This window comes from Nonomuraea sp. SYSU D8015 (assembly GCF_008065375.1).
Classification (GTDB): Bacteria; Actinomycetota; Actinomycetes; order Streptosporangiales; family Streptosporangiaceae; genus Nonomuraea.
This window is the reverse complement of sequence record NZ_VJYI01000001.1, coordinates 1,277,698-1,296,671: the sequence shown is the minus strand read 5'-3', so window position 1 is coordinate 1,296,671 and position 18,974 is coordinate 1,277,698. Positions and strand designations below refer to the sequence as shown.

Here is an 18,974-nt window from a genome sequence, read left to right as displayed (position 1 = left end):
TCTCCGCTCAGCGGTGGGTGACGGGGCATCGGGCGAAGTGGCGCTCGCACAGCCGCTGCCTGCGCGCGTCCCACACCATGTAGGTGCCGAGGACGAGCTGGACGAGGCTGCGCCAGACGTCCTCCCAGCGGTCGCGCAGGCGCATCCAGGCCAGCGCGGCCGAGCTCCGGCGGGAGGCTCCGGGGGCGCCCCGCGGGATGAGCAGGCACGGTCCCCGGTTGGGCAGGGACCTGGTGTGCGAGGCGGACGAGGCGAGGGCGTACCTGCGCAGGACCTCGCGGGCGGCGGCCCGCATCGCGATCGGGGCCAGCCGCCAGGCGGGGCAGGGGCGGTTGGCGGCGACGCCGAAGGGGATGTGGTTGAGCTCCTTGGCGGGCCGGTCAAAACGGCCGGGGTCGAAGCGGTCGGGGTCGGGGAACCCGGCGCGGTGGAACTCGGGGTAGTCGAAGCACAACACCGACCCGGCCGGGATCGTCGTGCGCTCGTCGATCTCGATGTCGCCGGTGGTGATGCGGTGCGCGATCCCGAACAGCGGGTAGAGCCGCATGGTCTCGGCGATCACGTGGTCGAAGTGGCGGTCGTCGGCCTCGCGGGCCTGCTCCTGCACGCCGGGGTGCTGGGCGAGGACCATCAGCAGGTGGGCCATGGCCTCCGACATCTGCACGACGGCGGTGTTGAAGAACGCGCCCTGCAGGTAGAAGGCCTGCTCCTGCGGCGTCAGGTCCGGCGGCAGGGGGACGCGCACGTGGGCGAGCCGGCCGAGCAGGTAACGGGTGAGGCGCTCGCGGCGGCCCATGTGACGCAGGCCGGTGCACTTGAGCGCGGTGACGACGTCGTCGGCGTTGCCTGCGATGAGGTCGCGGGCCTCGCGCGGGCACGGCTCGGCGAAGACCAGCTCGTACGAGAACTCCGCCCAGAGCGGCATCATCAGGTCCCGCAGCCGCACCGGCCCCCGGAGGCCGTCCAGCGCGCGGGCGGCACAGCGGCGGGCGAGCTCCTCGGCCTCGGCGCGCGGCACGGCGAGCAGGGCCCGCGTGGTCCTGGCGACGGCGTCGTACCGCTCCCCCGCCTCCAGGTGCTCCTGGTGCATCTCGGGGCCCGGCGACAGCCAGTACCAGAACAGGTCCGACAGCGCCGCCCCCTTGCTGCGCCCGTTCGCCGCGGGATGGGAGTAGAGCTCCTTGAACCGGTCGACGCCGACCAGGTCGCCGGGGACGGGGATGCCCTCGTCGCCGTTGATCCGGTTGAAGACCCGCACGCGCAGCGCCACCACGCGACCCGGCAGCCACCACGGCAGGCTGGCCAGCACGGCCACGGCCGGCACGATCGCGATCAGCCCTGTCATGATCGACACGGCCGCACCATGCCCGGGTCGAGGTCGTGGATCGAGGTGCGGCCGCACAGGGTGAGCGCGTGCTCGACCTCCGCGCGCAGCAGGCCGAGCACGCGAGCCACCCCCCGCTCCCCCTCCGCGGCGAGTCCCCAGATCACCGGCCGGCCGACGGCGACCGCGGCGGCGCCGAGGGCCAGGGCCTTGAGCACGTCGGTGCCGCGCCGCACGCCGCCGTCGAGCAGCACCGGCACGGCGCCGCCGACGGCCGCGACGACGTCCGGCAGCAGGTCGATCGTGGCCGGCACGGTGTCGAGCTGCCGCCCGCCGTGGTTCGACACCATGATCGCCGCCGCGCCGTGGTCGAGGGCGAGGCGGGCGTCAGCCGGATGCGTGACGCCCTTGAGCACGATCGGCAGCGACGTCGTCTCCCTGAGCCGGTCGAGGTGCTCCCAGGACAGCTCGGGCGCCATGACGATGGGCCGGACCCGGTCGCCGTCCCGCAAGTTCTCACAGCACAGGTGCTCGGGCAGGTCGTGGAAGCCGTTGCGCAGGTCGCGCTCGCGCAGCCCCAGCGCGGGCGAGTCCACGGTGACGACCAGCGCCTTGCAGCCGGCCGCCGCGGCGCGGCGCACGATCTCGCCGGTGAAGGCCTCGTCCGGCTGGATGTACAGCTGGAACCAGAGCTCGGCGCCGGGGGCCGCGGCCGCCACGTCCTCGACGGCGACGGTCGAGGCCATGCTGACGATCATGATGGTCTCGGCGGCGGCGACCGCGCGGGCCGTGGCCCGCTCGCCCTCGGGATGGGCGAGCCGGTGGAACGCGGTCGGCGCCACCAGCACGGGCATGGCCGCGCGGCTGCCCAGCAGGGTGACGTCCGTCTGGAGCTTGCCGACGCCCCGCAGCACCCGCGGCAGCAGCCCGAGCCGGGCGAAGGCGGCCTCGTTGGCCCGCACCGTGACCTCGTCACCGGCGCCGCCGGCGAAGTAGTCGTAGTGCGCGGGGCCGAGGCGGGCGCGGGCCTCCGCCTCGAACTCGCGCAGCGTCCGCGCGTCCACGGTCAGACCGGCACGGACGCGGCCCGGCGGGCGAAGAAGGCCCGGAGCGGCTCGACGTGGACCTCCTCGGAGTTCCACTCGTTCTCCAGGTTCTCCGTGATGTGATGGGCCACCGGCGGCTCCCCCGGCAGGTGGTGGCGCACCACCGGGTGCAGGTAGTGGCCCTCGTGGGCGCGGGCGGAGTCGCTCTGGGCGGGGCGGGCCACCGTGATGTCGAAGGGGTCGACTTTGTCGTGGTCGGGCCCGTACTCCAGGGTGATCGCGAAGTGGCCGCGCTCGCCGATCGGCTGGCCCTGCAGGTCGTAGGGCACCTCCTCCAGATAGCGGGCGAGCCCGTCTCCGTCGATCACGATCACGTCGGCCAGCAGCCCGAACTGCTGCCACAGGGCCGAGGTGCGGTTGACCCGCTCGATGACGGCCGTCGCCAGCGGCCCCGGCTGGGCCGCGAGCATCCTGGCCGGCCACGGGACGCCGTGGTAGCGGGACTCCAGGATGCGGTGCAGGGCGCGCACGCCGTAGCGGAAGCCGTGGATGAAGCCGCTGGTGCCGCGCTTGAAGTCGCGGGACTGGGTGATCGTGCCGGCGAAGTACAGGTCGGGCACGTTGACCGACTCGTAGGCGGGGGTGAGCGCCGGGAACCTGTCGTCGATCGCCAGCTCGGGGCGGCAGCCGTCGGCGAAGATCGAGGCGTCGAAGCGGAAGCCGGTGCACAGGATCACCCGGTCGTACGGGATGTCCTTGGTGACCTCGTCGGCCCGGGCGAAGGCGACCGTGACCAGGTAAGTGCCGTCGGGCTGCCGGACGATGCGCCTGACGTCCCCGTCGAGCAGGGCGTTCTGGGACTTGAGCTGGTAGGTGTCGAGCAGGCCGTTGTTGACCGCGCGCAGGTGGCCCACGTAGTGGGTGCGCCAGGCCATGCGCACGGAGTGGGGGCCGGCGACGTGGATGACCGCGGCGGTCTCGATGAGGTTGTCGGCGGTCTCGAACGCGGAGTTGCCCTTGCCGATGACGAGCACCCGCCGGTTCACGTAGTCGGCCGGGTCGGTGGAGGCGGTGGCGTACAGGTCGGCGGTCTCGACGCCGGGGATGGGCGGCACGTTGGGCCGGGTGACGCCGGTCGCCACGATCACCCGGTGCGCCTCCCAGCGGCGGCCGTGCTCGTCGGTCACCACGAACGCGCCGCGCCGATCACCGGGGCGATCGACGCGGACCACGCGGGAGTCGTAGGTGACCCGCAGCTCGTTGGCCTTGGCGAAGTCGGCGAGGTAACGCACCATGTCGTCGGCGTGCGGGAAGTAGCGGTCGCTGTAGCGGGTGAACAGCAGCTCGGGGTCGTCCGACAGCAGCGAGTTCCAGTCCATCCGGAGGTTGAGCTCCGGGTCGTCCCAGCCGGTGTGCTTCTTGTTGATCGAGATGAGCGTGCGATGGCGCGGGAAGGTGCGGAAGAACTGGCTCGGCGCGGGACCTGCCTCGAGGATCTGGTATGTCCGTCCCGCCCGGTGCAGGAAGTAACCCAGCTGCAGTCCCGCCGGGCCCGCGCCGATCACCAGGTAGTCCACGGCATTGTCCGCCACTGACGCCTCCGTCACAACGAAGTGATTGAAAGGACAACATCAGTGTTGGCGGGTGATTCTCAGAGTTTGCTCAGAGGCCGGCTCAGGGCGTGTGCCTGGCCAGGAGGGCGCGTTTGTCCGGCTTGCCGCTGGCGGCCACGGGCACGCCGGGCACCATCGTGATCGTCTTGGGTACGCTGTCGTCCCCCAGCTCGGCCCTGACCAGCGCGGACAGTTCCGCCTGGTCCGGGGCGCGCCCCGGCGACGGGACGACGAACGCGTGGACGGCCTCGCCGGTGACCTCGTCGGGGGCGCCGGCCACGTACGCCTCGGCCACGCCGGGGTGGGCGGTCAGGACGCGTTCGATCGGGCCGGCGTACACGACCATGGCGTTGACCATGACCACGTCGCGGGTGCGGCCGGCCAGGTGCAGGAAGCCGTCCTCGTCCACGTGCCCGAGGTCGCGGGTGCGCAGCCGGCCGTCCCTGAGCGTGTCGCGGGTCTCGGCCTCGTCACCCCAGTAGCCGGACATCACGTACGGGCTGCACACATGAATCTCGCCGGTCTCGCCCGGCGGCAGCTCCCGGCCGTCCTCGTCGCGCACGCTGACCTCGACGCCGGGATGCGGCAGGCCCACGGAGTCCAGCCCGCGCCCCGCCGCGATGTGCTCAGGCGTGAGCATGGCCACGTTGCCAGCCTCGGTCTGGCCGTACCCCTGGTAGACGACGGGGCCGAGGCGCTCGGCCGCCTCCGCCAGCCTCTTGGCGCTGATCGGCGAGCCGGACACCATGAGCGCCCGCAGGCTGCTCACGTCCGCCGGCTCCTCCTCCAGCAGGCGCAGCATCTGGTGCAGCCGCGGCACCGTGATGATGGAGCCGGTGATGCGGTGGCGCTCGATCGCGTACGGGAACAGCGGCCGCCCGTCCTCCTCCGGGATCACCGCCGTGCCGCGGCCCAGCAGGCACGGCGCCGCGAACTCCAGCACGACCATGCTGGCGAGCGTGCCGAACAGCAGGTAGCGCTCGAAGTCCCGGGCGAGGGCCGCCGCCACCGGCCCCCACCTGCGCGGCTGCCACGCCCAGTGCTCGCTGAGCGCCCGGTAGGTGATCGCGCAGCCCTTGGGCCGCCCGGTGCTGCCGCTGGTGAACACCAGCGCCGCCACGTCGTCCGCGCGGGCCTCCGCGGTGAGCGGCCGGCCGTCGTCGGGGTGCGCCAGCAGGTCGGTCGCCTGTGCGCACGGTCCCAGTGAGAGCGCCCGCTCGGCGGTGAACAGCCCGGGGGCGGCGGTCGTGGGGTCCACCAGCACCGCGTCCACGTCCATGCCGAGCACGTGGGCGAGCTGGCCGGGGGCGTACCCGGGGCGGACGCCCACGACTCGGCAGCCGAGCGCGTGCGCGGCCATGTGGGCGGCGAACGCCTCGGGCGTGACGGCGGTGCGCACCGCCACGGCGCGGCCCGGCCCCAGCCCCGCGTCGGCCATCGCGCCCGCCAGCCGCCGGATCATCTCCAGCAGTTCGCCGCGGGAGACGGTGCGGCCGGCGTGCTCGAAGGCAGGCGTGTCGGGGGCGGCGCGCAGCGCGTCGAGCAGGGGGTGCGGGAAGAGCATGGTCGGCTCCTCTGTGCATTCCCGACATGTCGTCATAGAACTGGATTCACGGTAGACGGCGCGGATCAGAGGCGCATCAGAGACGGCACGCGGGTGGTGAGCGCGACGTGAAGGTGATCGGCGCGGGCTTCGGCCGGACGGGCACCCGCTCGCTGAAGGCGGCACTCGAACTCCTCGGGTACGGCCCCTGCTTCCACATGTCGGCGGTCATCGCGGAGCCGTACCGGGTGCGCCAGTGGCTCGACGTCGGCGAGGGCCGCCTGTGCGACTGGGACGAGGTGTTCCGCGGCTTCCGGTCGGCGCTGGACTGGCCGGCCTCGGCGTACTGGCGGGAGCTGGCCGCGCACTACCCGGACGCCAAGGTGATCCTCACCGTCCGCGACCCCGGCCGCTGGTACGACAGCGTCAGCGAGACCATCTTCCGCAGCGCCCTGGCCGAGCGGCGGCGGCTCCCCCTGCGCCGCCGGGTGGTGCGCTGGCTGGTGGCGCGGCGGGCCCCGGACTTCGCGCTGTATCCGCGCATGGCCAGGGCGACCGTCATCGACCGGATCTTCGACGGCCGCGTCGACGACCGCGCCCACGTGCTCGAGATCTACGAGCGGCACGTCGCCGAGGTCGAGGCCGCGCTCCCGGCCGACCGGCTGCTGGTGTTCGACGTGCGGGACGGATGGGGACCGCTGTGCGCGTTCCTCGGCGTGCCCGTGCCCGAAGAGCCGTTCCCCCAGGTCAACGAGCGCGCGGCCTGGCACGCCAAGCGCTCGCGCCGCCGGCTCGGGCTGATCCTGCGCGGCCGCTGAGCCCTCGTGTCACAGGACGTTCAGAAGAGTCTCGATCCTCGCCGGCGTCAGCGGCCGGCTCAGCATCGCCTTCACCCGGTCGCGGGCCCTGCTCCGGTTCTCCCCGGACTCCTCCGGGGAGAGGGCGCGCCGGACGTAGAACTCCAGCAGATGCCCCTGCTCGGCGATCGCCATGGAGAAGTCGGCCGGCTCGGCCACCGCCGCGGGCCCGCCTGCCGCCCGGTAGGCGCGATAGGCCGCGACCGCGCCTTCCAGCGAGAGATCGACGAGGATCTTCGCCAGCTCCCACGCCGGCCGCGCCGGGCCGGCGTTCTCCCAGTCGAGCACGACCACGCCGCCGTCGGACGCCCGGCGCACGTTCTCGACGTTGACGTCGCGGTGGCAGGTGGTCAGGGAATCGGGGCCGGGCGGACTCACCAGGTCGTCCAGCGCGGCGAGCTCGGGAAGGGCCCGCTCCAGCGCCGCCGCCCATTCGCCGCCCGCCGCCGCCAGCGCCTCCCACCCGGCCTTCCCGACCGGCTCGGAGAACCACGGGGTCGCCGGCCCCCAGGCCGGATGCCCGACCTGGTGCAGCTCGGCCGTCACGGCGCCGAGCTCGGCTCCCATGACCACCTCGCCGGCCGCCAGATCGACCCACTCGTAGACCCGCCACCGGCCGTCGAGCAGCACGTCGCCGTCCACCGTCATGACCGGCCGCGGCAGGCGGACACCCGCGTCCCGGGCGGCGAGCTGGAACCCGGCGTCCTCCCGCGCGTCGTGCTCCTCCTGAGGCACCAGCAGCTCCTTGACGGCCCAGGTGCCGCGCTGGGTGTCGAGCCGCCAGATCCGCCCGAGCTCGCCGCGCGCGGCGTACCCGGCCGGCCCGGCCGGCTCCCCCAGGCCGTACGCCCGCGCGACCGCCCGCATCGCCTCGCCCGGCACCTCGTTCACGAAACCCTCCCCGCCGTCCGACGCCCCTGCGCGCCTGGTTCCCATGCCCACTCTCCCCCTCCAGGCTCCTGGCGGCGCCCGCCCGGCCACCCCGCGACGGTTTACGCAGCAGTCGTGCCCGTGGCGGGCCGGTGCGCGTCGGACGGCTGGTGGCGCGCATCAGAGGTAAGCCGCCGCAGTATGGCGCCGAGGTCGCGCATCGCCCGCGCCCTGGACCTCACGCCGGCCGCACCTGATCGACCGGTGCGGGGTCGTCCCAGTTCAGTGCCAAGAACCGTAGTCACTCTCCCGTGTCGGAAAGCGGCTCTTGAGCGTGGCAGCGATACCGGGATCGAACCAATGACCTCTTCGGTGTGAACTCGTGGCATGGAGGTCGCTGGAGGTTGTCATCGGGAGGCCAGTGCCGTCATGGAGATCGCCAATGGTCGCTGATAGCCGATGTGGTTGCTGCACCCTCGCTCGTGTGCCGTTCACCAACGTTAACGCATCGTTCAAGGACGCCTCCGGGCGCAGCGAGCCTACCTGGGCGCCGTCTACAAGAACCGTGTAGGCGCGGAACTGATCACGCCCTCCGGTGCGTTGACGGGTGATCACGATTTGGCGGTCATCGCAGACAGCACCCATGAATCAAAGCCCGACATACCAGGCAGCTCACAGGCGTTTCAAACCGCCCATAGCGGTGGCTTCGCAGCATCTCCTCGTCGGCCAACCGTAACTCGACCGGGCCGGACGGCCAGGGCAAGCCACCGTTCGCGTGTACATGTGTGCCCGTGAGCTTCCTCGCGCGCTGGTTGCCCTGCCGGCAGTCGGCTGCTTGCCCTGGCGTGGCCGGCCTGGTGTCCCTCGGGTGACCGGTAGCGTTCCTCACCTGCCTGCAGAGGCGTGGCGAGTCGCCGGCGCACAAGACCTCGAGCCCTTCTCCCAGTACTATGAACTCGTCCGCGACCAGGGGCTTCGCCTCGATTCACCAGGCGTTTTCAGGGGTTGACGACCCGACCCACACGCCCAGATCTTCCGCGTGTTGTTCGGTGGCCAGATCAGGACACGGCTGGTCACTGCCGGAACTGTCGATCCGCCCGTTCGCTCCTCGATGCAGGCTGCCGCGCCCGTCCACGCGCGAGCAGGCGACGGCTCAGCGGGCGGTGCGCCAGCTCTGTTCCTCCACCAGCTCCGTGCTGCGCCATCCGTCCGGGGTGCGGCGCAGGCGGTGGTGGTACCAGCCGCCGCCGTGCAGGAAGCCCTCGGTGCTCGCCGCCACCATGTCCCGGATCGGGGCGAGCGTGTCGGTGAAGGGGGCGCTCACGTGCGCCTCGCCGTCCCGGAAGTCGATCACGGGGGCGCCGATCAGGTGCAGACGGCCCGGCCAGTGCGCGAGCACCTCGGCCAGCCACGCCTTGACCTCGTCCCGCGTGCCCTTGATGCCGCCCGCCGACGTGTAGTCGATCACCGCGTCCGCGCTGAACACCTCGTCGAGCAGGTCCCACTGCCCCGAGTCGACGGCGCGCGCGTAGCGGGCCAGCAGGCCGGCGATCTCGAGGCGGTCGGCGATTTCCCGAGCGGACATTCCCCGGGCGTCCTCTTCCCGCGCGTCCTGCTCCTGAGCGTCCATGGGATGATCTTCGCGCTACGAGCGCTCCGTGACCAGACCCGCCAGCCGCTGACGCGAGGCCCGAATGGTGAACGGCTCGCAGCCGGCGCAGAAATAGCCGCGGCCGAACGTGAACTCCACCGCGTCCTTCCCCAGGTTCACCAGCAGGCGGTCGTTGTCCACGCTGACCGTGCGCGGGTTCTGGCCGGCCGGCATGAGCGGACGCAGCGCGCCGGCCAGCCGCCGCCGGCCCGCCGGGGTGAACGTGTCCGGGGTGAAGATGTCGCTCAAGGCGAGCACCCGCCCGGCCGTCAGGTCGTAGTTGACCGCCCGCCGGTGCTCGCCGTTCATGAGGTAGCGGACCGAGACGATCTCGGCGTCGCTGCGCACCAGGACGTAGGTGCTGGTCACGACGCCGATGGCGGTCGGGTTCTCGCGCACGTCGCGCAGCGTGTCGCGGACGCGCTCGCCGACGGGCGCGAACAACGCCGCGTTGATCCGCCGCGCGTCCCTGCCGGTGGCGCGCGGATGGGAGACGTCGATCGTCAGCCGCGGCCGCTGCTCCCGCCAGGAGACCGCGGCGATCGCGACGGGCTCGGGGGCCGGCGGGCGGACGGCGGGGGCCGCCGCGATGACGACGAGACCGGCGGCGGCGTACAGCAGGGCCTTGCGGCGCACCGGGACGACGGGCCCGGCCGCCGCGAACGGCCCGGCGAGGAAGCCCATCTGGAGCCCGGCCACGGGGTCCAGGGGGAGGTGGGCCAGCCCGCCGGCCACCACCGACAGCCCCCACACGGACAGCCAGGGCTGGAGCCGGCGCTCCTTCAGGTTCGAGCGCGCCATCCCGAGGTAGACCAGACCGGCCAGGAGCAGGACGTACAGGCCGGTGGCGACGTTCTCCAGCGCCGTCTGCCCGACGGACAGCACGGGCACGGCGTGGGCCTCCGCCACGCCGAACCCGTGAAGGGCCCCCGCCACCACGGCCACCACGGTCGCCGCCCCGGCCGCCCGGGCGGCGACCGCGCCGCGCTCCCGCCGCGTCGGGACGCGGTCCTGCGCCTCCTCCTGCCAGGCCCGGTACCGCTCGACCAGCTTGCTCCAGGTCTCCTCGCCCTCCAACTCGACGATCCGGACGAACCTCGTCAGGCCGACCTGCGAGTGCACGATGAACAGCAGCGCCGCGAAGGCCGGCACGACGAGCCCGGTGAAGAGCGCCGCCTCCCCGGCCGGCGAGATGCCGAGCAGCCGCTCACCGGTCACCGCGTAGGCGAGCACGCTGCCCGCGTTCCAGCCCAGCGCCGCCGCCAGCGCGAGCGCCCCCACGAGCAGCAGGTAGTCGGAGGCGGGGAAGATCCGCACGAGCTGCCCCCGCACCGCGCAATGGACCAGGACCGCCGCCGACACCCCGAAGACCGCCGGCACCGCCCACAACCACACCATGGCGCTCGTGCCCAGCGACGGGTCGGGCGGCGCGAGGAAGGCGGGCGCCTGCGCGATCAGCGGCGTCTCCTCGTCGTACGTCCGCCGCGTCAGCAGCGGGTACCGCGACGTGACGGCCAGGCAGAAGTACGTCAGCGCGAGCGCCGCCACCGCCACCAGCAGGCCCCACCGCCGGTCGGGCCGCACCGGATCCGGCGCCGCCGCCGGCCGCTCCCGGCCCGGGAGCACCCACTGGAGCCCGGTCCCGGCCAGCGCGAGCAGCAGCGGCGGCACGGCGATCTGGGCGGGCTCGGCCACCAGTACCACCCCGATGTCACCGGCGTACTCGACCGCCCAGGCAGCGTTCAGCGGGTCGGCGAGCAGCCGTTCGCGCATGCCGAGATCGATCGCGACGACGGCCGCGTACACGATGGGCGCCGCGCACAGCGCGATCCACGCCAGCACGAACGCCCGTCCCGGCCGTCCCTCCACCGGTAATCGCCGCCGCAGCGCCCCTTCGAGATAGCTCGCCACGACGGCCGCCAGCACCACCGCCACCTGGCCGAAGTAGCTCAGCGACAGCGGCAGCCAGGCCAGCAGCGGCTCCCGATCCCGGACCAGCACGCTCCACACCACGGCCCAGCCGGCCACCAGGCACGGCAGCACCCACCGGCGGGGCCGGAACGATCGGTTCCTCGGCTCCGGGGCGGAGGCGGGCAGCGTACGGGTCACGGCCAGCGCCGCCAGCGCGGCCACCAGCGCCGTCGCCATGCCCCAGGACGCGGCGTACGACGCGTGCTCCAGGAACGCGGCCTCCCGCGCCCCGGGCTCCGGCGCCCACGCCAGCACCGCGACCACCCCGGCCGGCCCGCCCGCCAGGCACCAGCAGACCACCAGCCCGACCCGCGACGCGCCGAACCCCGACCACCTGAACGCGACGTAGGCGCCGGTCGTGAGCGTCACGGAGAACCCCGCCAGGGCCGCCGCCGTGATCACCGCCGGTCCCTGGCCGAGCCCGGGAAAGACCAGCGCCCCCGCGAAGGGCCGGCCGAGCAGGAACCCGCCCACGGGCGGCAGGGCGCACAGGCCGGAGACGAGCAGCGCGGAGCCGGCGGCCGCGAGCAAGAACATGCGGGTCGTTTTCGCCACGCCCCGTCCTCTGCCCCCACGGGGTCTTCTCCCGCCTCATGGTGACCGGGAAGTGACCGGCGGGTGAGCGCGCACGGCCGCCGAGCCCGCCCCGGGCGCGACCGTATCCCGGGCCTGAGCGTGACCCGGCCGCGGTGGCCCGCGCCCGCGCCCGCGACGCCGGCCTCGGCACGGGGTGAAGTCTCCTGACATTTCCCCGTATGTGAGTTACAAGCGGAATGCCAGCGGCCCGCCGCAGAATCCCGTCACGAGCGAATGAAGACGGGGTGCGAGATGCGCAAGCAGGCACGGCGGTTGGTGGCGATGACGGGGGCGGTCCTGGCCGGGGTCACGGTCGCGCAGGGAAACGCGTCGGCCGAGGTCTCGACGCAGGCGTCGAAGCCGGGCGACGTGGCGATCGGCACCCGGCTGGCGGCGCAGACCGATCCCGCGGTGGTGCTGATCGAGCTGAAGTACACCGGGACCGTGGTCGTGCCACTGCCGGACACCACCAAGGCGTTCGACGGGCTGACCGCCAAGGCTCGCAAGCACGCGAAGGCGGGGCGCATCCCGGCCGACCGGCAGAGCCAGATGAAGTGGATCCTGCGTACGGCCGCGTCGGACGTCGGCCGGTACCTCAAGCCGCGCAAGGAGAAGGTCGGCTTCAAGGACCAGGCCCGCGGGTACTACTGCACCGGCTGGTGGATCACGCCGAACGGTCACATGGTGACCGGCGCGCACTGCGTCGACCGGCCGAAGTCGCTCGTGCGGGCGGCCCTCGGCGAGACCGCCCTGACCACCCTCAACGCCGAACAGGTCAAGGCGTACCTCGAGAGCGTCGCGGACGTCGCCCAGGCCGACGACGAGATGGTCAAGCTGACCGGGGCGCTGTTCAGCCGGTTCAACGCCAAGCACATGCGGCTGACCGGCCTGCGACGCGACATCGGCCTCGTGCGCGCGCTGCCCGGCGGCGGGATGGACGCCACCTCGAAGGTGACCCCGCTGCGGCTGCTGGCCAAGGGCCTCGACTACCCGGGCGAGGACTTCGCCCTGCTCAAGATGAACGGCGCCGGGAACCTGCCCACCGTCCCGCTCGGCAACGACACCGACGTGCAGGTGGGCGACCAGCTCTACGTCAACGGATTCCCCGGCGTCATCACCAACAGCCCGGCCTTCAATCCCAAGTCGAAGCTGTACCCGGCGCTCACCCAGGGCGCCTTCAACGCCAGGCGCACGACCATCGCGGGGGTGCCGTACATCCAGGCGCAGGCGCCGTCGTACGGCGGCAACTCGGGCGGTCCCGTGTTCGACGAGCGCGGCAAGGTCATCGGCACGCTGATCGCCGGCACGGGGGACGACGCGCAGGAGAACCAGAGCTACATCCTGCCAGTGGGCGTCATCAAGAAGCACCTGGTCGCGGCGGGGGTCAGGCCGGTGCAGTCGCGGACGTCGCTGGTCTACAACGCCGCGCTCGACGACTTCTTCGCCAAGAGATACCGCGCGGCGCTGCCCAAGTTCCGCCAGGTGCGTGAGCTGTATCCGGCGCATCCGTACGTCGCCGCGTACATCCGCGACACCCGCAAGGCCATCGCCGCGGGCCAGGACAGGACACCCAAGAACGCGGCATGACCGGCAACCGTGGCGTGTGAGGCCAGGGCCGCCTACTCGAGATCGAAGAACAACTGGTCTGCTAGAGGGTCATGTCTCTAGCAGGCCGGTCATGGTGGACGATACTGGGATTGAACCAGTGACCTCTTCCGTGTCAGGGAAGCGCTCTCCCGCTGAGCTAATCGTCCTTGCGAGGTGGCGACGGGATTTGAACCCGTGTGGACGGCTTTGCAGGCCGCTGCCTCGCCTCTCGGCCACGCCACCGAGCCGGAAGCTCCGAGCGGAAGACGGGATTCGAACCCGCGACCCTCACCTTGGCAAGGTGATGCTCTACCACTGAGCCACTTCCGCATCCGCCCCGCTCGCGCCGGGCGACGAGAGAACTCTAGCGAATCCTGGCCGAGTCCCCAAACTGGAATACGGCCGCCGGGCTCAGCTGTGGCCGCCGTCGACCGTGACGCGCTGCCCGGTGATGAACGCGCCCCGTCCGAGGCCAGGAACGACACCGCCGCCGCCACGTCCGCGGGCGTGCCCATCCGGCGCAGGGGCACCTCCGCGACGTAAGCGTCCGGGTCAAGGCCCGCGTGCCGCTCCACCGGGATCCAGCCGGGGGCGACGACGTTGACGGTGATACCGTACGGGCCTAGCTCACGCGCCCACGCCTCGGTCATCGCGTGCTGCGCGCCCTTGGCCGCGATGTACGCCGACATGCCGGGCAGGTTGCGGTCGACGATGTCGGAGCCGATCTGGATGATCCTGCCGCCGCCGCGTTCCCGCATGCCCGGTAACACCGCCTGCACCAATAGCGTGGGGCTCTTGACGAAGAAGCGGAGCTGGTCGAGCTGGTCCTCCCAGGTGAGGTCCGCCAGGGGGATGGACGGCTGCGGCCCGGTCGCGTTGACCACCAGCACGTCCACCGGGCCGAGCCGATCGGCGACCCGGGCGACCAGATCCCTCACACCGGCCTCGTCCGTGACGTCGGCGGGGCACGCCTCGGCCGTGCCGCCGGTGGCGCGGATCTCTGCCACCACCTGATCGAGGCCCGCGGTGTCCCGGCGGGAGTTGACGGCGGCGGCCAGGCCGTCGGCGGCCAACCGGAGCGCCATCACGGCGCCGAGGCCGCGGGACGCGCCGGTGACGAGGGCGACTCGTGTCGTGAGACCCGACTCTAGCCTCCGTCAGCGGCTCGGCTGGAGGCCGGCCGGGTCGGGCCCTCGGTCTGAAGGCGGTAGTGGGTGGTCTGATCGATCCGGGTGGCGATCAGCTCGCGCACGTACGCCTTGTTCGGCTGGAACGTCACGGGCGGCGGCAGGGCCGGGGCCAGCACCTGGTCCGGGTCGCGGCCGTCGAACCGCTTGAACAGCTCGGCGGCCGGCCGCGGGTGCTCCAGCTCCATGTTGAGGTGCAGCTCCCAGCTGCTCTTCACCTTCGGATCGGACTCCGTCTCCAGGAACGAGTGGTAGCTGCCGCGCGACGGGCTCCGTCTGCAGGGGCCGACGTTCATGTAGAAGTTCATGGTCTGCTGCTCGGCGGCCGTGATCGTGAGCGCGTGCAGGTCAATGGTGGCTCCATGCGGGCCACCCAGGCGGTCAGGTCCACGGCGACCTGTCTCGTAGGCGATGGTGCTCTCCAGCACCGAGGCCGTGCGGGGCAGCAGCCAGTTGACCGCCTTCTGCTGCCGGCCCTCCAGGTGGCGCACCCGGGCGAGCTGCCGCTTGAGCTCGGTGTCGGGGCAGTGGCGGGCCAGCCGGTGGCTGAAGGAGATCGCCTCTTCTCGAAGGCCATGTCGCCGCCCGTACCCGGCGACCGTCCAGGCAACCTCCGCGTTGGTTACCCGGACGGCCCGCGTTCGGTAAGGGGGCGCGTGCCCGCCGCGGCCCCCGGGTAGGGCTTCGGAGTGGCTGAACACGATGTGATCGATTTGCTGATGGCACAGCACGGGCAGATCAGGGACCTGTTCGACGAGGTCGAGAAGGCGCCCCCGGACAAGGTGGACGGGGCCTTCGCCCGGTTGACCCGCATGCTCTCCGTGCACGAGACCGCCGAGGAGGAGATCGTCCACCCGTACGCGCGCAGGAAGCTCGACAACGGGCAGGGCGTGGTCGGCGACCGGCTACGCGAGGAGAACCACGCCAAACGGCTCCTCCTCGACCTGGACCGGAACGGCGTTGACCACCCTCGGTTCTGGGAGCGTCTGGCCGAGCTGCGCACCGTCGTCACGATGCACGCGCGAGGCGAGGAACGCTACGAGTTCGCGCGGCTGCGCGCCTGCACGTCCGCCGCCGAGCGGCGGGCCATGGCGGCGGCGGTGCGCGCGGCCGAGACCCTCGCGCCGGTCCGGCCGCATCCCGGCACGGAGTCCGCCGTCAAGAACGTGCTGCTGGGGACGCCCATGGCGGTCATGGACCGGGCCCGCGAGGTGATCCGCAAGGCGCTCGGCAAGCGCTGAGGGCATTCTTCGACACCGGGCGAAATGTCGGCGTACTAGCGTCGTGAGCATGGAGTACATCGCCCGTGACGCCGACATCGCGCCCGTGGCCGCGCTCATCGCGGAGCCCACCCGGGCGGCCATCCTGACGGCCCTGCTCGACGGGCGGGCGCTGGCGGCCGGCGAGCTGGCCAGGGTCGCCGGCGTGAGCCCCGCCACCGCGAGCGCCCACCTGGCCAGGCTGCTGGATGGCAGGCTGGTCGACGTCGTGCGCCAGGGCCGCCACCGCTACTACCGGCTGGCCGGGCACGAGGTGGCGGAAGTGCTGGAGGTGCTGGCCAGGATCAGCGCCCGGCCGCCGGTGCGGTCCCTGCGCCAGTCCCGGCAGGCCAGGCTGCTGGAGGAGGCCCGCACCTGCTACGACCACCTGGCCGGACGCGCCGGCGTGGGGCTGCTCGACGGTCTCAGGGCAGGCGGCTACTACGTGGGCTGCGACCTGACCGGCGAAGGGGAGCGGCTGCTGACCGGGCTCGGCGTGGACGTCGCGGGCGCGCGGCGCTCCAGGCGGCGCTTCGCCCCCGAGTGCCTGGACTGGACCGAGCGCAGGGCGCACCTCGGCGGGGCGCTGGGCGCGGCGATCACGGAGGCGTTGTTCGCGCGCGGCTGGTATCGCCGGGGCAGCGTGCCGAGGGCACTGATCCTCACGGACGAGGGCAGGGAGGGGCTGTCGGAGTTGTTCCCGAGTAAGGAGCTAACATCGCATACGCCGGTTACCTAGCAGCGAGAGAAGTCCCACCATGCGCGACAACGGAGTCGTGAACGTCGGCCCGGAGCCCCTGACGTTCCAGGAAGTGATCAACGTGGCCCGGCACGGGGCCGCCGTCCGGCTCACCGACGACGCTGTGGCCGCCATGTCGGCCGCCCGCCAGCGGGTGGACGAGCTGGCCGAGAGCCCGCTGCCCGCGTACGGCGTCTCGACCGGCTTCGGAGCGCTGGCCACCCGGCACATCGACCCGGCGCTGCGCACCCAGCTCCAGCGTTCCCTCGTCCGCTCCCACGCGGCCGGCAGCGGCCCCGAGGTGGAGACCGAGGTCGTGCGCGCCCTCATGCTGCTGCGCCTGCGCACGCTGGCCTCCGGCCACACCGGCATCAGGCCTGGCACCGCCAAGACCCTGGCCGCGCTGATCAGCGCGGGCATCACGCCGATCGTCCACGAGTACGGCAGCCTCGGCTGCTCGGGCGACCTCGCGCCGCTCGCGCACGTCGCCCTCACGCTCATGGGCGAGGGCGTCGTACGCGACGCCGACGGCAACGTCCAGCCGGCGGCCGAGGCGCTCAAGCAGGCCCACATCGAGCCCGTCGAGCTGGCCGCCAAGGAGGGCCTGGCGCTCATCAACGGCACCGACGGCATGCTCGGCATGCTCGTCCTCGCCATCGACGACCTCACCAAGCTCGTCAGGACGGCCGACGTGAGCGCCGCGATGAGCGTGGAGGCGCTGCTGGGCACCGACCGGGTGTTCATGCCGGAGCTGCAGGCCCTGCGCCCCCACCCGGGCCAGGCGCTGTCGGCCGCCAACATGATGAAGATCCTGCGGGATTCCGGCATCATGGCCAGCCACCGCGACCCGGAGGCGTGCACCCGGGTCCAGGACGCCTACTCGCTGCGCTGCGCGCCGCAGGTCGCCGGCGCCGCCCGCGACACGATCGCGCACGCCGCCACCGTCGCCGGCTGGGAGCTGGCCAGCGCCGTCGACAACCCGGCCGTGCTCGCCGACGGCCGCGTCGAGTCCAACGGCAACTTCCACGGCGCGCCGATCGCGTACGTCCTGGACTTCCTCGCCGTCGTGGCCGCCGACCTGGCCTCGATGTCCGAACGCCGCACCGACCGGTTCCTGGACGTGGCCCGCAACCACGGGCTGCCCGCGTTCCTGGCCGACGACCCCGGCGTCGACTCCGGGCACATGATCGCTCAATACACCCAGGCGGCGATCGTCTCCGAGCTGAAGCGGCTGGCCGTGCCCGCGAGCGTCGACTCCATCCCCAGCTCGGCCATGCAGGAGGACCACGTGTCCATGGGGTGGTCGGCCGCGCGCAAGCTGCGCAGGTCGATCGACGGGCTCACGCGCGTGCTGGCGATCGAGGTCCTCACCGCCGCCCGCGCGCTGGACCTGCGCGCGCCCCTGGAGCCCGCGCCCGCCACGGCGGCCGTGGTGAAGGCCCTGCGCGAGACCGTGCCCGCCCCGGGCCCCGACCGGTTCCTGGCGCCGGAGATCGACTCCGCCGTCCGCCTGGTGGCCGACGGCGGCGTGGTGGCGGCGGCCGAGTCCGTCACGGGCGCCCTGGCCTGAGCGCCACGATCAGGTCCACTTCGAGCAGCAGCCCCGGCATGAACAGCTTCGACACCTCGACGGTCGTGCTGGCCGGGGGTGTGCCGGTGATGTACTTGCGGCGCACCGCGCCGTACTCCGCGCGGGCGTCCATGTCCGTCAGGTACGTCCTGATGAACGCGATGTCGTCGAACGTGGCCCCCTGATCGGCCAGGATGCGCCCGATCACCTGGAAGACGTGCTCGGCCTGGGCCGCCATGGAGCCCTCGCCGACGAGGTTCCCCTGCTCGTCGAAGGCCGCCTGGCCGGAGACGTAGAGCATGTCGCCGACCCGGACGGCGTGCGAGTACATGCCGTTCGTGGCCGGGACCGTCGACGGGTTGAGCGGCACGGCGCGCGGTCCGGGAGGATCTGCGACGTGCTCGGCGATCGCGGTCAGGTCGCGCTCGCCGAGTCCGGCCGCCCGCGCCTCCTGCAGCCGCGCCCGGGCGGCCGTGGCCAGCGACGCGCCCTCCCAGGCGCCCAGCTCCAGGTCCTTCGCCGCGTGCGCCAGCGAGTAGCGGGTCTCCTTCGACGGGGCGCGCAGCCGCTCCGCCAGCACGCCGAGCGGGGTCCCCGCCAGCACGTCGGCCAGCGCCTCGCGGTCCACGCCGTGCGCCTCGCCGTACGCGTACGTCTCCGCCAGCAGCACGTGCGCGGGCACCATCGCGCTCATGACGGCGATCTTCATGGCCGCGCCGGCCCCCAGCGGCCCGAGCTCCCGCACGGACCCGAACACCGACAGCACCTCGCGGCAGCCCGACACGTCGCCGCCCGCGAGCACGGTCAGCGTGCCCTCGGCGGCGGGCCCGACGCTGCCCAGCACCGGCGCGTCCACCAGCGCCACCGAGGGCGGCAGCAGCGCCCGCAGCTCCCGCACCGCCTCCGGGCCGATCGTGGACATCTCGACCACCGTCGCGCCGGGACGCAGCCCCGGCAGCGCCGCCGTCAGCACCTCGCGTACCGCGGCCGGGTCGCTGAGCATCGTGATGACCAGGTCCGCGCCCTCCACCGCGGCGGCGGCGGAGACTCCGGCGCCGCGCCGCCACGTCGTCACCTGGTGCCCGGCCGCAACCAGCCGCCGAGCCATGGGGGCGCCCATGCGCCCTTGTCCGAGAAAAGCAATCACGGGCCCCAGTGAACCCGGATGCGAGGTATTCCAC

15 protein-coding genes, 3 tRNA genes and 1 pseudogene are annotated in these 18,974 nt (G+C 72.8%); 6 read left to right on the top strand and 13 right to left on the bottom strand.

Translation table 11 applies throughout. The features are described from left to right. Positions 1 to 7 precede the first annotated feature (7 nt). The 4 genes from ID574_RS08390 to ID574_RS08375 form a co-directional block, all read right to left on the bottom strand. Positions 8 to 1,345 carry a cytochrome P450 gene (locus ID574_RS08390; protein WP_188188363.1) on the bottom strand — a complete coding sequence of 446 codons (1,338 nt, stop codon included), beginning with the start codon at positions 1,343 to 1,345 and terminating at the stop codon, positions 8 to 10. Further along, positions 1,342 to 2,388: an alpha-hydroxy acid oxidase gene (locus tag ID574_RS08385; protein WP_188188107.1), complete on the bottom strand. Its 1,047-nt coding sequence runs from the start codon at positions 2,386 to 2,388 to the stop codon at positions 1,342 to 1,344. The genes ID574_RS08390 and ID574_RS08385 overlap by 4 nt, the downstream gene beginning before the upstream one ends. Before the next feature lie 2 nt (positions 2,389 to 2,390). Next, positions 2,391 to 3,962, bottom strand: a complete 1,572-nt coding sequence (locus ID574_RS08380) for an NAD(P)-binding domain-containing protein (RefSeq protein ID WP_188188106.1) — start codon at positions 3,960 to 3,962, stop codon at positions 2,391 to 2,393. An 82-nt stretch (positions 3,963 to 4,044) separates the two neighbouring features. Next, positions 4,045 to 5,547 (bottom strand): class I adenylate-forming enzyme family protein, encoded by a 1,503-nt coding sequence (locus ID574_RS08375; protein ID WP_188188105.1) that lies wholly within the window; start codon positions 5,545 to 5,547, stop codon positions 4,045 to 4,047. Between the two features lie 107 nt (positions 5,548 to 5,654). Here ID574_RS08375 and ID574_RS08370 point away from each other — a divergent pair, with 107 nt between their 5' ends. Further along, complete coding sequence (locus ID574_RS08370; RefSeq protein ID WP_188188104.1) at positions 5,655 to 6,344, top strand: sulfotransferase family protein; 690 nt, start codon at positions 5,655 to 5,657, stop codon at positions 6,342 to 6,344. 9 nt (positions 6,345 to 6,353) lie between these two features. On the opposite strand, the gene ID574_RS08365 is transcribed toward ID574_RS08370, so the two are convergent. The 3 genes from ID574_RS08365 to ID574_RS08355 form a co-directional block, all read right to left on the bottom strand. Further along, positions 6,354 to 7,319, bottom strand: a complete 966-nt coding sequence (locus ID574_RS08365; protein WP_188188103.1) for a phosphotransferase — start codon at positions 7,317 to 7,319, stop codon at positions 6,354 to 6,356. A gap of 1,087 nt (positions 7,320 to 8,406) precedes the next feature. Beyond that, entirely contained in the window at positions 8,407 to 8,883 is a 477-nt protein-coding gene (locus ID574_RS08360) for a nuclear transport factor 2 family protein (protein ID WP_223166473.1), read from the bottom strand. A 15-nt stretch (positions 8,884 to 8,898) separates the two neighbouring features. Then, a complete protein-coding gene (locus ID574_RS08355; protein ID WP_188188102.1) occupies positions 8,899 to 11,430 on the bottom strand; it encodes a hypothetical protein in 2,532 nt (843 codons plus the stop codon). A gap of 273 nt (positions 11,431 to 11,703) precedes the next feature. Here ID574_RS08355 and ID574_RS08350 point away from each other — a divergent pair, with 273 nt between their 5' ends. After that, positions 11,704 to 13,038, top strand: a complete 1,335-nt coding sequence (locus tag ID574_RS08350) for a trypsin-like peptidase domain-containing protein (RefSeq protein WP_188188101.1) — start codon at positions 11,704 to 11,706, stop codon at positions 13,036 to 13,038. A 92-nt stretch (positions 13,039 to 13,130) separates the two neighbouring features. On the opposite strand, the gene ID574_RS08345 is transcribed toward ID574_RS08350, so the two are convergent. From ID574_RS08345 to ID574_RS08335, 3 genes are all read right to left on the bottom strand, one after another. Continuing rightward, positions 13,131 to 13,205: transfer RNA gene (locus tag ID574_RS08345), tRNA-Val, on the bottom strand. Positions 13,206 to 13,210: 5 nt separating this feature from the next. Then, positions 13,211 to 13,281, bottom strand: a tRNA-Cys gene (locus ID574_RS08340). Between the two features lie 15 nt (positions 13,282 to 13,296). Next, positions 13,297 to 13,368, bottom strand: a tRNA-Gly gene (locus ID574_RS08335). A gap of 87 nt (positions 13,369 to 13,455) precedes the next feature. On the opposite strand from ID574_RS08335, the gene ID574_RS61500 reads away from it, so the two are divergent. Further along, positions 13,456 to 13,581, top strand: coding sequence for a hypothetical protein (locus tag ID574_RS61500; RefSeq protein ID WP_262495951.1), 126 nt, complete (start codon positions 13,456 to 13,458; stop codon positions 13,579 to 13,581). Here the strand turns inward: ID574_RS61500 and ID574_RS62715 are convergent. Both ID574_RS62715 and ID574_RS08325 read right to left on the bottom strand, forming a co-directional pair. Further along, a pseudogene (locus tag ID574_RS62715) lies at positions 13,548 to 14,123 on the bottom strand (SDR family NAD(P)-dependent oxidoreductase); the annotation flags it as partial. The gene ID574_RS61500 and the pseudogene ID574_RS62715 sit on opposite strands and share 34 nt — an antisense overlap. 62 nt (positions 14,124 to 14,185) lie before the next feature. Further along, positions 14,186 to 14,926 (bottom strand): hypothetical protein, encoded by a 741-nt coding sequence (locus ID574_RS08325; RefSeq protein ID WP_223166472.1) that lies wholly within the window; start codon positions 14,924 to 14,926, stop codon positions 14,186 to 14,188. Between ID574_RS08325 and ID574_RS08320 the strand changes: the two genes are divergently transcribed. The 3 genes from ID574_RS08320 to hutH are packed head-to-tail and all read left to right on the top strand — an operon-like array spanning position 14,915 to position 17,793. After that, the gene (locus tag ID574_RS08320; protein WP_223166471.1) at positions 14,915 to 15,466 is read left to right on the top strand and encodes a hemerythrin domain-containing protein; all 552 of its coding nucleotides are present in this window, start codon (positions 14,915 to 14,917) and stop codon (positions 15,464 to 15,466) included. The genes ID574_RS08325 and ID574_RS08320 overlap by 12 nt on opposite strands. A 49-nt stretch (positions 15,467 to 15,515) precedes the next feature. Next, positions 15,516 to 16,223 carry an ArsR/SmtB family transcription factor gene (locus ID574_RS08315; RefSeq protein ID WP_188188100.1) on the top strand — a complete coding sequence of 236 codons (708 nt, stop codon included), beginning with the start codon at positions 15,516 to 15,518 and terminating at the stop codon, positions 16,221 to 16,223. 19 nt (positions 16,224 to 16,242) lie between these two features. Then, positions 16,243 to 17,793: a histidine ammonia-lyase gene (gene hutH / locus ID574_RS08310; protein ID WP_188188099.1), complete on the top strand. Its 1,551-nt coding sequence runs from the start codon at positions 16,243 to 16,245 to the stop codon at positions 17,791 to 17,793. Here the strand turns inward: hutH and ID574_RS08305 are convergent. Further along, a complete protein-coding gene (locus ID574_RS08305) occupies positions 17,774 to 18,940 on the bottom strand; it encodes a Rid family hydrolase (protein ID WP_223166470.1) in 1,167 nt (388 codons plus the stop codon). The two genes, hutH and ID574_RS08305, sit on opposite strands and share 20 nt — an antisense overlap. Between the last annotated feature and the right edge of the window lie 34 nt (positions 18,941 to 18,974).

Bases quoted from the DNA above. Each gene is read 5' to 3' on its own strand.
- ID574_RS08390 (WP_188188363.1), bottom strand. From the start codon at position 1,345: ATGACAGGGCTGATCGCGATCGTGCCGGCCGTGGCCGTGCTGGCCAGC.
- ID574_RS08375 (WP_188188105.1), bottom strand. From the start codon at position 5,547: ATGCTCTTCCCGCACCCCCTGCTCGACGCGCTGCGCGCCGCCCCCGAC.
- ID574_RS08365 (WP_188188103.1), bottom strand. From the start codon at position 7,319: ATGGGAACCAGGCGCGCAGGGGCGTCGGACGGCGGGGAGGGTTTCGTG.
- ID574_RS08360 (WP_223166473.1), bottom strand. From the start codon at position 8,883: ATGGACGCTCAGGAGCAGGACGCGCGGGAAGAGGACGCCCGGGGAATG.
- ID574_RS08350 (WP_188188101.1), top strand. From the start codon at position 11,704: ATGCGCAAGCAGGCACGGCGGTTGGTGGCGATGACGGGGGCGGTCCTG.
- ID574_RS08315 (WP_188188100.1), top strand. From the start codon at position 15,516: ATGGAGTACATCGCCCGTGACGCCGACATCGCGCCCGTGGCCGCGCTC.
- hutH (WP_188188099.1), top strand. From the start codon at position 16,243: ATGCGCGACAACGGAGTCGTGAACGTCGGCCCGGAGCCCCTGACGTTC.